The sequence below is a fragment of the Pseudomonas sp. GW822-FHT07A10 genome, assembly GCF_058798795.1.
This window is the reverse complement of sequence record NZ_JBXAKV010000005.1, coordinates 53,739-69,411: the sequence shown is the minus strand read 5'-3', so window position 1 is coordinate 69,411 and position 15,673 is coordinate 53,739. Positions and strand designations below refer to the sequence as shown.

10 protein-coding genes are annotated in these 15,673 nt (G+C 60.7%); 1 reads left to right on the top strand and 9 read right to left on the bottom strand.

From position 1 onward, the window contains the following. Positions 1-248: 248 nt before the first annotated feature. The 7 genes from AC1RL4_RS10565 to AC1RL4_RS10535 form a co-directional block, all read right to left on the bottom strand. On the bottom strand, positions 249-2,330 hold the full coding sequence (locus tag AC1RL4_RS10565; RefSeq protein WP_028940484.1) for a putative bifunctional diguanylate cyclase/phosphodiesterase: 2,082 nt from the start codon (positions 2,328-2,330) through the stop codon (positions 249-251). 282 nt (positions 2,331-2,612) lie between these two features. After that, positions 2,613-4,094: an efflux transporter outer membrane subunit gene (locus AC1RL4_RS10560; protein WP_230172565.1), complete on the bottom strand. Its 1,482-nt coding sequence runs from the start codon at positions 4,092-4,094 to the stop codon at positions 2,613-2,615. Then, on the bottom strand, positions 4,091-7,198 hold the full coding sequence (locus AC1RL4_RS10555) for an efflux RND transporter permease subunit (protein WP_230172564.1): 3,108 nt from the start codon (positions 7,196-7,198) through the stop codon (positions 4,091-4,093). The genes AC1RL4_RS10560 and AC1RL4_RS10555 overlap by 4 nt, the downstream gene beginning before the upstream one ends. After that, positions 7,195-10,299 carry an MdtB/MuxB family multidrug efflux RND transporter permease subunit gene (locus AC1RL4_RS10550; protein WP_028940481.1) on the bottom strand — a complete coding sequence of 1,035 codons (3,105 nt, stop codon included), beginning with the start codon at positions 10,297-10,299 and terminating at the stop codon, positions 7,195-7,197. The genes AC1RL4_RS10555 and AC1RL4_RS10550 overlap by 4 nt, the downstream gene beginning before the upstream one ends. Next, the gene (locus AC1RL4_RS10545; protein ID WP_019579274.1) at positions 10,296-11,612 is read right to left on the bottom strand and encodes an MdtA/MuxA family multidrug efflux RND transporter periplasmic adaptor subunit; all 1,317 of its coding nucleotides are present in this window, start codon (positions 11,610-11,612) and stop codon (positions 10,296-10,298) included. Before AC1RL4_RS10545 ends, AC1RL4_RS10550 begins: the two co-directional genes overlap by 4 nt. Before the next feature lie 180 nt (positions 11,613-11,792). Continuing rightward, a complete protein-coding gene (gene tpx, locus AC1RL4_RS10540; RefSeq protein ID WP_018926141.1) occupies positions 11,793-12,293 on the bottom strand; it encodes a thiol peroxidase in 501 nt (166 codons plus the stop codon). Positions 12,294-12,442: 149 nt separating this feature from the next. Beyond that, on the bottom strand, positions 12,443-12,886 hold the full coding sequence (locus tag AC1RL4_RS10535) for an SRPBCC family protein (protein ID WP_230172562.1): 444 nt from the start codon (positions 12,884-12,886) through the stop codon (positions 12,443-12,445). Positions 12,887-13,080: 194 nt separating this feature from the next. On the opposite strand from AC1RL4_RS10535, the gene AC1RL4_RS10530 reads away from it, so the two are divergent. Continuing rightward, a complete protein-coding gene (locus tag AC1RL4_RS10530) occupies positions 13,081-13,506 on the top strand; it encodes a YciI family protein (RefSeq protein ID WP_019579276.1) in 426 nt (141 codons plus the stop codon). 75 nt (positions 13,507-13,581) lie between these two features. Here AC1RL4_RS10530 and AC1RL4_RS10525 read toward each other — a convergent pair whose 3' ends face one another. Both AC1RL4_RS10525 and AC1RL4_RS10520 read right to left on the bottom strand, forming a co-directional pair. After that, positions 13,582-14,025, bottom strand: coding sequence for an SRPBCC family protein (locus AC1RL4_RS10525; protein ID WP_019650013.1), 444 nt, complete (start codon positions 14,023-14,025; stop codon positions 13,582-13,584). A gap of 65 nt (positions 14,026-14,090) precedes the next feature. Then, entirely contained in the window at positions 14,091-15,659 is a 1,569-nt protein-coding gene (locus AC1RL4_RS10520) for an S-type pyocin domain-containing protein (RefSeq protein ID WP_230172561.1), read from the bottom strand. Positions 15,660-15,673 lie beyond the last annotated feature (14 nt).

Below are 15,673 nucleotides of genomic sequence, written 5' to 3'. Positions count from 1 at the left end.
AGCGTAAGCAGTCGGGGCCAAGAATAACCGCCATTGCGCGGTTTTGCATGGGCCTGCATCAACCCTGTGATGACAAACCTGTGGCGAGGGAGCTTGCTGTGGTGAGGGGGCTTGCCCCCGTTCGGCTGCGAAGCAGTCGTAAATTCAGGCAACTCGGTGAACATGAAAAATCGAAGAGGGACCGCTTCGCGGTCCAACGGGGGCAAGCCCCCTCACCACAGGCAAGCTCTCCTCACCACAAGGATCAATCAGCCCGTTGCCAATTGCTCCCCCCGGTGGATGTCGACCATGAAGCGATCGGCCGGCAGCGGATGCCCCAGCAGGTAGCCCTGCAACGAGTCGCAGCCCAGCTGGGTCAGGAAGTCTTGCTGGACGCCGGTTTCCACCCCTTCGGCGACGATCCGCAGGCCCAGCGCCTGGCCCAGGGCGACGATGGCCGAGACAATGGCCGCGTCGTCGCTGTCGTGCTCCAGATCGCGGACAAAACCCCGGTCGATCTTCAGTTCATTAGCAGGCAGGCGCTTGAGGTACATCAAGCTCGAATAGCCGGTACCGAAGTCATCGATGGACAGGTCGACGCCCATTTCCGACAGCTCCTGCAACACCGTCATGCTCGCATCGGCGTCGCTCATGGCGGTGGTTTCGGTGATTTCCAGGGTCAGGCTGTTGGCCGGCAGATGATGGGTGGCCAGGGCTTTGGCAACGCTCTGCACCAGCCCCGCATGGCAGAATTGCAAGGCCGAGAGGTTCACCGCGATACGCCAATCGGTGTAACCGAGCACGTACCACTCGCGCATCTGCCGGCAGGCCTCGTTGAGCACCCACTCGCCAATCGGAATGATCAGCCCGGTCTTCTCCGCAAGGTCAATGAACGTGTCCGGCTGCAGCAGGCCCTGGGTCGGATGCTCCCAGCGCAGTAACGCCTCGGCGCCCACTGGTCGGCCATGACCGGCGTCGAATTTGGGCTGGTAATAAAGTTTGAACTGCTGCTGATCGACGGCACTGCGCAAGTCCTGGAGCAATTGCAGCTGTTTGCGCGCGTTGCTGTTCATCGAGGCGTCGAAGAAGCGATGACCGTTTTTCCCGGCGCCTTTAGCGTGGTACATCGCGGCATCGGCGTTCATCAGCAACTCATCGGCCGTCTGACCGTTGCCCGGATAGAGCGCGATGCCGACACTGGCGGAAATCTGCAAGTCATGTTCGGCGACCCGGAATGAGCGCGCAATCAACCCGACCTGACGCTCCGCCAGGCTCAGCGCATCGTTCGGCTCGTTCAGGCGCACCAACAACACGAACTCGTCGCCGCCGATCCGCGCCAGGGTGTCCTGGCTACGCAGGTCTTCGCGCAGGCGCAGTGCAACTTCACGCAACAGCTGGTCGCCCATGTGATGGCCAAACGCATCGTTGACCGGTTTGAATCCATCCAGATCAATGAACATCAACGCAAAACAGCCGCCCTGCTCCTGCACTTTCGATATGGCCTGATCGATACGGTCAGCCAGCAACATGCGGTTGGGCAGACCGGTCAGGGTGTCGTGCAAGGCCAGTTGAGTGAGTTCGCGGTTGGCCACGGTCAGCGAGTGGGCGAGGTCCGCAGTGCGAGCCTCCAGGCGGGCATCGAGGATCGATGTCAGCAAGGCGATGCTCAATATCGCCAAGGTGGTGATCAGCACCAGGCTGTCCAGCCCCTTGCCGTTCAAGCCGCTTACCGCCGCACCACAGAAACTGCCGGCGGCAAAGCGCGCCGCGGCCATGCCGGTGTAGTGCATGCCGACGATGGCAATGCCCATGATGACTGCCGCACCCGCACGGAACAGGCGAACATGCGGCGTGTGCTGGCGCAGGCGGAAAGCGATCCATAACGCCGCGCCCGACGCGCCGACGGCAATCAACAGCGACGCGCCAAACAGAGTCGGGTCGTAATCGATGCCCGGCTGCATGCGCATGGCGGCCATGCCGGTGTAATGCATGGCGCTGATACCAGCGCCCATGACCAGCGCGCCGAACGCCAGTTGCCAGGCCGGCAGCCGTGGCTGACTGACCAGCCATAGGGCAAAGCCGCAAGACAGCACCGCGATCAACAGCGACAGTGCCGTGAGGGTGGTGTCGTAGCCCAGGTCGATCGGCAATGTGAACGCAAGCATGCCGATGAAATGCATCGACCACACGCCGATGCCCATCGCAAAAGCGCCGCCCGCCGTCCATAAATGCACCGCTCGGCCCTTGGCCGTGGCGATGCGTCCGGTGAGGTCAAGCGCGGTATAAGAGGCCAGTATCGCCACGCACAGCGATATGAAAACCAGCGGAAGGGAATAACTACCAATGAGCATGGGATTTCTCGCAACAGCCCCCGCCATACTGTGTTTGTTCTCGGGGAGCAAAGCCGGCGATTGTACTGATTCCGCGGACGAACGCACTCACAAAGTAATCAAAAGGCCACCAAGATGATGAAGCTGTTGTGTGACCCTGTGGCGAGGGGGCTTGTCGGAACGCCGCATCGCCCCGTTCGGCTGCGCAGCAGTCGTAAAATAAGGCGGTTCGGTATATCTGAAGAATGCAGGGGGCCGCTTCGCGCCCCAACGGGGGCAAGCCCCCTCGCCACAGGGATGGGGTTATTGCTTGTCACTCACCTGAAGCTGCCCGTCCCACCCACCACCCAGCGCGGCAATCAACTGCACGCTGGCAATCAGCCGGCTCTGCAACAAGCTCAGCACGTTGCGTTCGTTGTTCAACGCCGTGGCTTGAACCACCACCACATCCAGATAAGCGATCAACCCGGCCTTGTACTGATTCCGGGTCAAGCGAAGGGATTCGCGCGCCGCATCCAGAGCTTCCTGGCGCACGACCGCTTCGTCTTCCAGCACCTTGAGCTGCACCAGGTAATTTTCTACCTCACGAAAACCATCGAGCACGGTCTGGCGGTATTTGGCGACAGTCTCGTCGTAGGCCGCTTCACTACGGTCGACTTCCGCCGAGCGCTGGCCACCGTCGAACAGGGTCATGGCCAGTTGTGGGCCGACCGACCAGAAGCGGTTCGGCAGGCTGATCCAGTTGGCGTAGGTGCTACTGCTATAACCGCCGTTCATGTTCAGAGTCAGGTCCGGGTAGTAGGCAGCTTTGGCCACGCCGATGTTGGCGTTGGCGGCCATCACCGAGCGTTCGGCGGAGGCGATATCCGGACGGCGTTCCAGCAACTGTGAAGGCAGGCTCAGCGGCACTTGAGGCAACGCTGGGATGTCTTTGGTTTCTGCCAGGCTGAATTCCGCTGGCGGCAGGCCGATCAGCACGGCGATGGCGTTCTCGAACTGCGCGCGCTGCCAGATCAGGTCGACCATTTCCGCCTGGGTGGTTTTGAGCTGAGTGGTGGCCTGGGCCACCGCATCCTTGCCGGAAACTCCGGCGCGGTACTGGTTTTCGGTCATTTTCAGCGAGCGCTGATAGGCCTCGACTGTCGCTTCCAGCAGGCGTTTCTGCTCATCGATCACCCGTAATTGCAGGTAGTTCTGCACCAGCTCCGATTGCTGGCTCAGGCGCATCGCCGCCAGGTCGGCAAAGCTCGCCTGGGCGTTGGCCGTGTCGGCTTCCAGGCCTCGACGTAATTTGCCCCAGATGTCGGCTTCCCAACTGACCCCGGCCTGGGCCGAGTAAGTGTCACGGATGCCGCTGGACGAACTGCTCAAGCTCGAACTGCTGCTGCCGGTGCCCTGGCTGGAGCGGTTCTTGCTGACGGTCAGGTCCGCCGTCGGGAAAAACGCCCCCCGGGCACTGCGCACCAAGGCCTGGGCCTGACGGTACTGGGCCTCGGACTGGGCAACGGTCTGGTTGGCGCTGTTGAGCTTTTCGATCAGGCCGTTGAGCTGCTGATCGCCATACAGCTCCCACCAGGCACCGCGCGCCAACGAATCGCTGGGGTTGGCCTGACGCCAGCCGGCCGCCTCTTTGTACTGCGCAGGCGCAGCGGCTTGCGGGCGCTGGTAATCCGGGCCGATGGCGCAGGCGCTGAGCATTGCCACGCACAGCGACAGGCTCAGCAAACGCGAGCCTCGGGCCGTGATCAGCGGTGCAGCCAGGTTGAGAAGCGAACGGTCAGTCATAGCGGAGTTTCCAGAGCAGCATCGGTACGCACCCCACGCCAGCGGTTGAAACGATGGCGCAGTTTGTCGAGATAGAGGTAAACCACCGGGGTGGTGTAAAGGGTCAGCACCTGGCTGAAGACCAGCCCGCCGATGATGGTCAGGCCCAGCGGCTGACGCATTTCCGCGCCCTCAGCGCGGCTCAGCAGCAACGGCAAGGCGCCGAGAATCGCTGCCAGGGTGGTCATCAGAATCGGCCGCAGCCGTTGCAGGCAGGCGCTGCGGATCGATTCCAGCGGCTCCAGGCCTTGATGCCGTTCCAGTTGCAGCGCCAGGTCGATCATCAGGATGGCGTTTTTCTTCACCACGCCGATCAGCAGAAACAGCCCGAGCAAGGAGATCAGGCTGAACTCGCCGCCCAGCACATAGATTGACAGCAACGCACCGACACCGGCCGACGGCAAGGTCGACAGGATTGTCAGCGGATGAATGTAGCTTTCATACAGCACGCCCAGCACCAGATACACCGCCACCAGCGCGCCGAGAATCATCCACGGCTGGCTCTTCTGTGCGGCGGCGAAGGCGTCGGCGGTGCCGGCCATTTTCGCGATCACGTCTTCCGGCAGGCCAACCTTGGCAATCGCCCGTTCGATGGCCGCCGAGCCCTGCTCCACCGTCACCCCTTCGGCCATGTCGAAGGCAATGCTTTCCGAAGCGAACTGGCCTTCGTGGCTGACCCGGTCGTTTTCCAGGCTGCTCTCATAGTGGGCGATGGTCGACAACGGAATTCGTGCGCCGTCGGCAGTGATCACTTTGACCTGGTTCAGGGTGACCGGGTCCTGGGCGTATTTCGGATTGACCTCCATCACCACCTGATACTGGTTGAGGCTGTCGTAGATCGTCGAAATCTGCCGCTGGCTATAGGCGTTGTTCAGCACCGCCGTGACCATGTTCATGTCCACGCCCAGCCGCTTGGCCTGATCGCGATCGACAATCAGCGTCACTTGCTGGGCGCCACGGCCTTCGCGGGCGTCAATCGCCGTCAGCTCAGGCAGGGCCTTGAAGGCGGCAACGACTTTCGGATACCACTCGCGTAAAGCGCCGAGATCGCCACTTTGCAGGATGTAGGAATACTGCGAGGTGGTCTGCTCGCGACCGCCGCCGAATTGCAGGTCCTGGTCGGCCATCAGCATCAATTGAGCACCGGGCACTTTGGGCATTTCCTTGCGCAATCGCTCGATGACTTTCTGCGCGGACAGGTTGCGTTCCTTGATCGGCTTGAGCCGCACCAGCATGAACGCGTTATTGGTGCCGTTGTTGCCACCGATGAACCCGGCGACGCTTTGCACCGCTTCGTCCTTCAACACCGCGCGGCGGAAGGTTTCCATCTTCGGCTGCATCACGCTGAACGACAGGCCATTATCGCCGCGCACGAAACCGATCAGCTGGCCGGTGTCTTGCTGAGGAAGAAAGGTTTTAGGAACAACAACATACAGCGCAATGTTTACGCCAACTGTCACGATCAGACTGAGCAAGGTCAGTCGGCGATGACGCAGCACCCAGTCGAGACTGGTGGCGTATTTGCCGACCATCCACTCATTGGCCCGCTGGCTCCAGCGTTGCAGACGGTTTTCCTGCCCCGGCGTATGCGGCTTGAGCCAGCGCGCGCAGAGCATCGGCGTCAGCGTCAGCGACACCAGCAACGACACCACGATGGCCGCCGCCAGGGTGATGGAAAACTCGCGGAACAGGCTTTCGATGATCCCGCCCATGAACAGGATCGACAGAAACACCGCCACCAGCGAGACGTTCATCGACAGCAGCGTGAAGCCGACTTCCTGCGCCCCGAGGTACGCGGCCTTCATCGGCGGCACGCCCTTGTCGATGTGCCGGGAAATGTTCTCCAGCACCACGATGGCATCGTCCACTACCAACCCGGTGGCCAGAATCAGCGCCATCAGCGACAGGTTGTTCAGGGAGAAGCCATAGAGGTACATCACCGCAAACGTGCCCACCAACGATACCGGCACCGCCAGGGTCGGGATCAGCGAGGCGCGAAAGTTACCGAGGAACAGGAACACCACCAGAATCACCAGCGCCACCGCAATCAGCAGGGTCATTTCCGCTTCGTGCAGGGTGGCCTTGATCACCGGTGAACGGTCCATCGCCAGGTTGAGCTTGACGCTGGCCGGCAGCACCGCCTGCAAGGCCGGCAACTGCGCCTTGATCTCGTTGACCGTCTCGATGATGTTGGCGCCGGCCTGGCGGTTGATCACCAGCAAGACTGCCGCGTCATCGTTGAAGAACCCGCTGTTGTAGCGGTCCTCGACGCCGTCGCTGACCTTGGCCACATCCTTCAATCGCAGGGCCGCGCCGTCTGCGTAGTGAATGATCAGCGACTCGTAATCCTTGGCCTTTTCCAGCTGATCGTTGGCCTGGACCTGCCACAGCCGCTGGCCGTCTTCGACCGAGCCCTTGGGCCGGCGCACGTTGGCGTTGGCGATGGTGGTGCGCACATCGTCCAGTGCCACGCCGTACTGGTTGAGCGCCTGGGGTTCGAGTTCGATGCGCACCGCTGGCAACGAACTGCCGCCGATCTGCACTTCACCTACGCCCTGCACCTGGGACAGGCTCTGGGACAGAATGGTCGAGGCCAAGTCGTAGAGCTGGCCTTTTTCCAGCACATCCGAGGTCAGCGACAGCACCATGATCGGCGCTTGCGATGGGTTGACCTTCTTGTAGGTCGGCATGCTGCGCATCCCGCTGGGCAGCAGGTTGCGCGAGGCGTTGATCGCCGCCTGCACTTCCCGCGCCGCGCCGTTGATGTCGCGGTCCAGGTCGAACTGCAGAATCACCCGGGTCGAGCCTTGGCTGGAACGGCTGCTCATGGTGTTGACCCCGGCGATGGTACCGAAGGAACGCTCCAGCGGCGTGGCCACAGTCGAGGCCATGACCTCCGGGCTCGCGCCGGGCAGACTGGCCTGAACCACGATCACCGGGAAATCCATCTGCGGCAGTGGCGATACCGGCAACAGGCCGAAGCTCACGCCGCCCAGCAGCATGATCGCCAGGCTCAGCAACATCGTCGCGACCGGGCGCTTGATGAAAGGTCCGGACAGGTTCATGGCTGCTCTACCGGGTCCACGGACTGGGCCTTACGGCCCCAGCGCCGCCCGAGGCGGTCGAAGTACAAGTAGATAACGGGCGTAGTGAACAGCGTCAGTACCTGACTCACCAGCAAGCCACCGACCATTACCAGACCCAGAGGCTGGCGCAACTCCGCGCCGGAACCGGTGGCGAGCATCAGTGGCACCGCGCCGAACAATGCCGCCAGGGTGGTCATCAGAATCGGCCGGAAACGCAACAGCGCCGCCTGATAGATCGCAGCCTGCGGGTCCATGCCCTGATTACGTTCAGCCTCGAGGGCGAAGTCGATCATCATGATCGCGTTCTTTTTCACGATACCGATCAGCAAGATGATGCCGATGATCGCGATCATCCCCAGGTCATTACCGCTCAACAGCAGCGCCAGCAAGGCGCCGACCGCCGCCGAGGGCAAGGTCGAGAGGATGGTGATCGGATGGATATAGCTCTCGTAGAGCACGCCGAGCACGATGTACATGGTCACCACCGCCGCCAGGATCAGCAGCAAGGTGCTCGACAGCGACGCCTGGAACGCTTCGGCCGCGCCCTGGAACTGGGTCTGCACGCCAATCGGCATGCCGATGTCTTTCTGCACCTGATCGATGATCTGCACCGCCTGCCCCAACGCCACACCGGGCGCCAGGTTGAATGACATCATCACCGCCGGGAACTGGCCAATGTGGGTGATCGCCAGTTGCGCCTGACGCTCCTCGACATGCGCCAGGCTGGACAGGCGCACTTGCCCGCCATCAGTGGTCTTGACGTGAATCTGGTTCAGCGCATCGGGGCCGATCTTCTCGCCGGACTGCGATTGCAGCACCACGCGGTACTGGCTGGCCTGGGTGTAAATGGTGGAAATCTGCCGCTGGCCGAAGGCGTCGTAGAGCGCGTCGGTGATGTTCGACACCGATACGCCAACCCGCGACGCCGCATCGCGGTCGATCACCAGATAAACCTGCAAGCCCTTGTCCTGCAAATCGCTGGCGACATCGGTCAGTTCCGGCCGTTGCGCCAGGGCTTCGACCAGACGCCCGCTCCACAAGCTAAGCAACTCAGCATCCGGCGACGACATGCTGAACTGGTACTGCGTACGGCTGACCCGATCTTCGATGGTCAGGTCCTGCACCGGCTGCATGAACAGGCGAATGCCGACCAGCTTGTCCAGCTCCGGTTGCAAGCGGGCAATGACTTGGGTGGCGCTCAGGTTGCGGTGGCTGTGGGACTTGAGGTTGATCAGTAACCGGCCGCTGTTGAGCGTCGAGTTATCACCGTCGACGCCAATATAGGACGACAGGCTTTCGACCGCCGGGTCAGCAAGGATCACCTTGGCCAGCTCCTGCTGGCGCTCGCTCATCGCCGCGAAGGAAATCGACTGCGGCGCCTCGGAAATTCCCTGGATCACCCCGGTGTCCTGCACCGGGAAGAACCCCTTGGGCACCACCATGTACAGGAACACGGTCAATGCCAACGTGCCGATGGCCACCAGCAAGGTCAGCGGCTGATGCTTGAGCACCCACTGCAACTTGCGCCCGTAGGCGGCGATCATCCAGTCGATGGTCGCGCCACTGGAGCGGTAGAACCAGCCCTGATCTTTTTCCTTGGGCTCACGCTTGAGCAACCGCGCGCACATCATCGGCGTCAGGGTCAGGGACACCACCAGCGAAATCAGGATCGCCACCGCCAACGTGATCGCGAACTCGCGGAATAAACGCCCCACCACATCAGCCATGAACAGTAGCGGAATCAGCACCGCGATCAACGACAGCGTCAGGGAAATAAGGGTGAAGCCAATCTGCTTGGCGCCCTTGAGCGCCGCTTGCAGCGGGCTGTCGCCCTCTTCGATGAAGCGGGAAATGTTCTCCAGCATCACGATCGCATCATCCACCACGAAACCGGTGGCGATGGTCAGCGCCATCAGGGTCAGGTTGTTGACCGAAAACCCGGCGAGGTACATCACGCCGAAGGTGCCGATCAACGACAGCGGCACCGCCACCGACGGAATGATCGTGGCACTGGCTCGCCGCAAAAACAGGAACGTGACCATCACCACCAGGGCGATGGCGATCAGCAGTTCGTGTTGCACGTCGGTGACCGAGGCGCGGATGGTCTGGGTGCGATCGGTGAGCACCGTGACGTCGAGGCCGGCCGGCAGGTTGTCGGTGATGCTCGGCAGCAAGGCCTTGATCCGGTCGACCACCTCGATGACGTTGGCGCCGGGCTGACGCTGGATGTTCAGCAGCACGGCCTGGTTTTCATTGGCCCATGCCGCCAGGCGTTCGTTCTCGGCGCCATCGACAATTTCCGCCACGTCCTTGAGCCGCAACGGCGCGCCGTTTTTATAGGCCAGAATCAGGTTGGCGTAGTCCTTGGGTGACGTCAGCTGGTCGTTGGCGTCGAGCATCGACACCCGGGTCGGGCCGTCGAAGTTGCCCTTGGGCTGGTTGACGTTGGAGGCACCGATCAAGGTGCGCACGTCCGACAGGTTCAGGCCGTTGGCCGCCAGGGCCTCGGGGTTTACCTTGATCCGCACCGCCTGACGCTGTCCACCGGCAATGCTGACCATGCCGACGCCGCTGATCTGGGCGATTTTCTGCGCCATACGGGTATCGACCAAGTCATTGAGCTTGGGCAGCAGCATGGTTTTGGAGGTGATGGCCAGGGTCAGCACCGGGGTATCCGCCGGGTTGACCTTGTTGTACACCGGCGGCGCCGGCAAATCCTTGGGCAGCAAATTGGTCGCGGCGTTGATCGCGGCCTGCACTTGCTGCTCGGCGACGTCCATGTTGATGTCGAGGCTGAACCGCAGGGTCAGCACCGAAGCACCTCCGGAACTGGTCGAAGCCATCTGGGTCAGGCCGGGCATCTGGCCGAATTGACGCTCCAGCGGCGCGGTCACGGCGCTGGTCATGACATCCGGGCTGGCGCCGGGATAGAGCGTCATGACGCGGATGGTCGGGTAATCGACCTGGGGCAATGCCGACACCGGCAGCAGCCGATAAGCGATCACACCAGCCAGAATAATGGCCAGCATGCTCAGGGTCGTCGCGACCGGGCGAAGGATGAACAGCCGCGAGATGTTCATGCGCCGCCCTTTTTCGCCTTGTCGGTGGCCGCCGGCTCGCCTGGGGTCGCCGCCGATTTGCCTTGCAGATGTTCGGTCGGAGTGGTCGGTACATCCTTGCTGTCGTTGACCACTTCCACTTCACTGCCGTCCTTCAGGCGGTCGGTGCCTTCCAGCACCACCCGATCACCGATGGCCAGGCCTTCGGTGATCACGGTGTTTTCCCCGTCACTGGCGCCGACTTTCAACTGGCGGATGGTGACCTTCTTGTCGCCGTCCAGCGCATAGACGAATGTGCCGTTGGTGCCGAACTGGATCGCCGCCGAGGGAGCAAGCACCACATCTTTAAGGGTATCGGCCAGCAGGTGCACGTTGACGAACTGATTCGGGAACAGCGCTTGATCGCGGTTCTCGTAGCGGGCCTTGAATTTCAGGGTGCCGGTGGTGACGTCGATCTGGTTATCGAGGCTCTGCAACACCCCGGTGGCCTGCAATTGGGTGTCGCCGCGGTCCCAGGCTTCGGCGGGCAGCTTGGCGCCGGTGCGATAGCGGGTCAGCACGGTGTCCAGGCTGTTTTCCGGCAAGGTAAACGCCACGCTGATCGGTTGGGTCTGGGTGATGATCACCAGCGCCGTGGTGTCGTTGGCCGCCACGAGGTTGCCGACGTCCAACTGCCGCAGGCCCACACGCCCGGTGATCGGAGCACGGATCTTGGTGAATTCGAGATTGAGCTTGGCGTCGTTGACCGCCGCCTGATTGGTCTTGACCGTGCCCTGATACTGGGCGACCAGCGCTTCGGCAGTGTCCAGGGTTTGCTTGGCGATACTGTCTTCGCGGTACAGGCCACGATAGCGCTCGACGTCGACCTGGGCGTTTTTCAATTGCGCCTGATTCTGCAGCAAGGTGCCTTCGGCCTGGAGCAAGGCATTCTGATAGGGACGTGGATCGATCTCGGCCAGCAAGTCACCCGCCTTGACCATCTGCCCTTCATCGAAATAGACCTTGACCAGTTCGCCACCGACGCGGCTACGCACATTGATGGTGTTCAGCGCCGTGACCGTGCCCAGCGCCTTGTAATACAGCGGAAAATCGCCTTTGACCACCGGCGCCACGCGCACCGGAACCGGTCCCGTCGCCCCGCCGAATCCCGGACGCATCCCCCCCGACCGACCGGTATGCCCGGCAACGGCTTTCTGCCCTGCGCCCTCCTTCGGGGTGCTGCCAGCGGGCCAGAACTTCCAGCACAGGCCGGCGATGACCAACAGGACAAGCAGGCCGAACAGCCAGCGACGAGGATTGCGGGAAGCGGAGGATTGCATGGAATGATCAACCATTGGGCGCGTGCGCTTTTTTCTACGGGAGGCTGAACGATAAGCACTGGCGGGTATTAAGCAAAGCGCCTTTACTGGCAATTTACCTTTGGCTTACCTAACAGGAGTTTTGGCTAAGACACTGAAGCACAAATGAAAACGGCCTGGACAGGGCCAGGCCGTTAACAATTGTAAAAACTTTGCTTACTTCAGAACGGCGAGCGCTGCGTCGTAGTTCGGTTCTTCAGCGATTTCCTTGACCAGTTCGCTGTGCAGAACCTTGTCGTTTTCGTCCAGAACCACGACGGCACGGGCGGTCAAGCCTTTGAGTGGACCATCGGCAATGGCTACGCCGTAGTTTTCCTTGAACTCGGCACCGCGCAGGGTCGACAGGTTCTGTACGTTTTCCAGGCCTTCGGCGCCGCAGAAGCGGGCTTGGGCGAACGGCAGGTCAGCGGAGATGCACAGCACGACGGTGTTGGCCACGTCATTGGCCTGGGCGTTGAACTTACGCACCGAGGTGGCGCAGGTCGGGGTGTCGACGCTTGGGAAGATGTTCAACACTTTGCGCTTGCCGGCGAAGCTCGCCAGGGTCACGTCGGACAGATTGCCGGCAACCAGGGAAAAGGCTGGCGCCTGGGAACCGGCTTGTGGCAGTTGGCCGTTGACTTGAACCGGGTTGCCTTTGAGAGTGACTTGAGCCATGAACGGAGTCCTTCTGAACGTTGATGTAGAGAATTTTGACGAGGCCGAAGTTAACCACGAAATGGGCCGGGGACCTATGCAAAAACACAAATTGTCATGAGTGGCGGGAGAGGCAAACCTGCAATTCCACAGGGCTGGATGCACGTGCACTACCCAAGCAACCGCAGCATATTGCGGTGCCGCGCCGCGAAAATCCGCCGCATGTAGGCATTCACCAGCAGCCCTTCAGTCAAGGCACCGCCAATCGCCGCATAGGTCACGCGGTCGGTGTACAGCGTACCGCCCTCACCCGCCGCCACCCGATGTTCATGACGAAAGGCACGCAGCGGCCCCTTGAACATTTCATCGATGAAATGCGTGTCGCCAACCTCCCGGATCACCACCGTCCAGTTCGACGGGATCAGGTTGAACATCCAGTGCCTGAAGCGAAACTCGCGCCCGGCTTCGATGCGCAGGTTATCCAGGTCGATATCACCCCGCGACGTGACCCGTTCCGGAAAGATCTTCGGGAAATTGGCGCCTTCCAGGCAGAAGTCGAGGACTTGCCCGGGAGTGCGGTCGGGAATCAGTGTAGTGAGTTCCAGTACGGGCATGAAGGGCACCTTCCGTTGGTCGTTGGATAGGTCTCACAGGAATATTTGATCGCGAGGAGGATGTCGAAAATACATCTGTTCCCTACAACATCGACTAAAACGAAAAGGACAATTTTTGTTTAGGTGCATTGTCGATTCAAGTCACGCCCATTCGACTATGCAATGAATCACTCAACTTCAACGGAGACAAGACCATGCGATTCATGATCATTGTAAAAGCCAGCCCCGATTCCGAGGCCGGCGTGATGCCCAGCGAAGAACTGATGACCGCAATGGGCAATTACAACGAGGAACTGGCCAAGGCCGGCATCCTCATCGACTGCGATGGCCTGCAGCCCAGCAGTAAAGGTGCCCGCGTGCGTTTCTCGGGAGATAAACGCACAGTGATCGACGGCCCGTTCGCCGAAACCAAAGAGCTGATCGCCGGCTACTGGCTGTGGCAGGTGAAGTCGAAAGAGGAAGCGATCGAGTGGGTCAAGCGCTGCCCCAATCCGATGCCGGGTACAGAGGCCGAGATCGAGATTCGCCAGGTGTTCGAGGCCGAAGATTTCGGTGCCGAGTTCACCCCGGAACTGCGTGAACAGGAAGAGCGCGTGCGGGCACAGGCGAAGAAGCACTGATGCACATCTGATACCCGTGGGAGCTGTCGCGCCTTCGCGAGCAAGCCAGCTCCCACAAGACCGCATATGGGCGGCTTAACCGAGCAACTTCAGCATATTACGGTGCCGTGCCGCAAAAACCCTCCGCATGTAGCCATTAACCAGCAACCACTCCACAAGGGCGCCGCCAATCACCTTGTAGGTGACCCGGTCGGTGTACAGCGTCCCGCCCTGTGCCGCCTCGACCCGATGTTCATGACGATACTCAGCCATCGGGCCTTTGAGCATTTCATCGATGAAATGGTGATCGCCGACTTCACGTATCACCACCGTCCAGTTAGCCGGGATGAGATTGAACATCCAGTGGCAAAAGCGCAATTGACGACCCGCTTCAATGCGCAGGTTACTCAAGTCGAGATCGCTCAACAGTGTGACACGCTCCGGAAAGATCTTCGGGAAGCTGAGACCTTCCAGGCAAAAGTCGAGGACGAACTCAGGCGTGCGGTTGGGGATTAAGGTGGTGAGTTCCAGAACAGGCATAGACGAGAAGCATTCCTTTGTTTGGCGAGATGACGGAACAGCAGATACGTTAGGGCAAAGTCGCCTCAAGACTTTGCTGCAGCCAGGGCCATTTCGGGATATTCGCGCCGGTCTCTGAACAGGATGTAAAGCGGGTCCAGGCCAGACGCTGGCGGAAAGACGACGACATAGTCATCGAAACCAATCGCAGCCAAGTCGCTGAAGGACTCCAATACTGGCACGGGTGAAGATCGGAGGAATCCCAGTCGATACTCGGGGGCTGGTGCCAGGGTCGATGTGCTTTCGAAGGGGGCCGGCGCGCTCCAGCTCACAGTCTCCGGGGCCGGCCCGTCAGCGGTGAAGCAGTAGGTCTTCAGTTGCTCATTCCAGATGGCGGCTCGCACCCTCACCCTGGACGACAATACGCTGCCATTCGTTGGCGTAATGGCCACTTGTAGCAACGTCTTTATTTCTCTAAGCCCTCGGGACATCGTCCCTGGTGGAACGGCGTATGTGCCGCTGCTCATCCTGAACGGAAGATCGACTTCGGCCTCCATCGCGGCCAGGCCTTGCCAATCCTGGCCCTCGATCGGCAGCAACTCGGACAGAGGAACGCTGATCCCATACCTCCCCACTTCGGCGCGACTGGAAAAATCGAATTGCAGCACGGCTGCGTATTGACCTTGATGGTCTTGGGCTCCCGAGGTGATCTGCCAGGTAAACTCCGCCACCGCCGAGCGTATGGCTTTTTGCAGCGCGACCCGATGAGTCTCCAAGGGTTGCGAAAGACCACCATCCAGGAAAATACCTGGTCGCGTATTGGCAAAGGCAAGCGGTGCAAAAAGCAGCCCGGATGCCTGAGTCGGCCCTGTTCCCTGCTGATAACGCTGATCAACGAGTTGTGTTTGCGCGGCCACCAGCGACGTTTCAGCGTCCACTTGAAAGCGGTGGAGGCGTTGATTGATCTCATTCAATTTCGTCAGATAACGGTCGTAAGTGGCGTTGATCTGCTGGGCGATGCTTTGCCACTGCGCGTGTTCGGACCCGGCGTAGGGCAGTTCACGGTGGGCGCTGTCTCGTTTGAACTCGATGCGCATTTTCCAGAATTCGTACCGGTGGGCTGCCAGGCGCGCTTCAAGTTCGGAAGCCTCCAGGGCACGGATGTCCGCTTCACGCACACGGATGTCCACGTGTGCGCTCTGTCGTTGACGCAGGTGCTTTATTCGTTGCTCGAACACAGCGAGTGCCGCTTCTGCCGCTCGCTCGGAGACCGTCAGATCTACAGCGACTTTTTGTACGTCAGCCAGGTTGTGTGCAATTCGCCGCTGCGTCATCTGCGCCAGGGTCAACGGCGCTTTGGGCCCTGTCGCAACAGGTTTGGGGACGGGAACACTTTCCCCCTTGAACGCAGTACGGCCCTGTTTGTGGTGCCAGCCTTTGACGTAATACACGACCGAGCCGGATGAGTAGGCGTTGTAGCTAGCCTCTGGCGGATAAAACAGCAGGTCCGCACCTTTGGGGTGACCGGCGATGCGGTCGAAATGATTGATCAATTGATCGTGGTCCGTTTTCGGTAAATCGACAGCCCAGATCCTGTCGACCAGAGCCTGGAATTCCGGTTCGGTGTAATCCTTGAGTGTTGTTTTTAGTTCCATCTTTATTGCTTCCT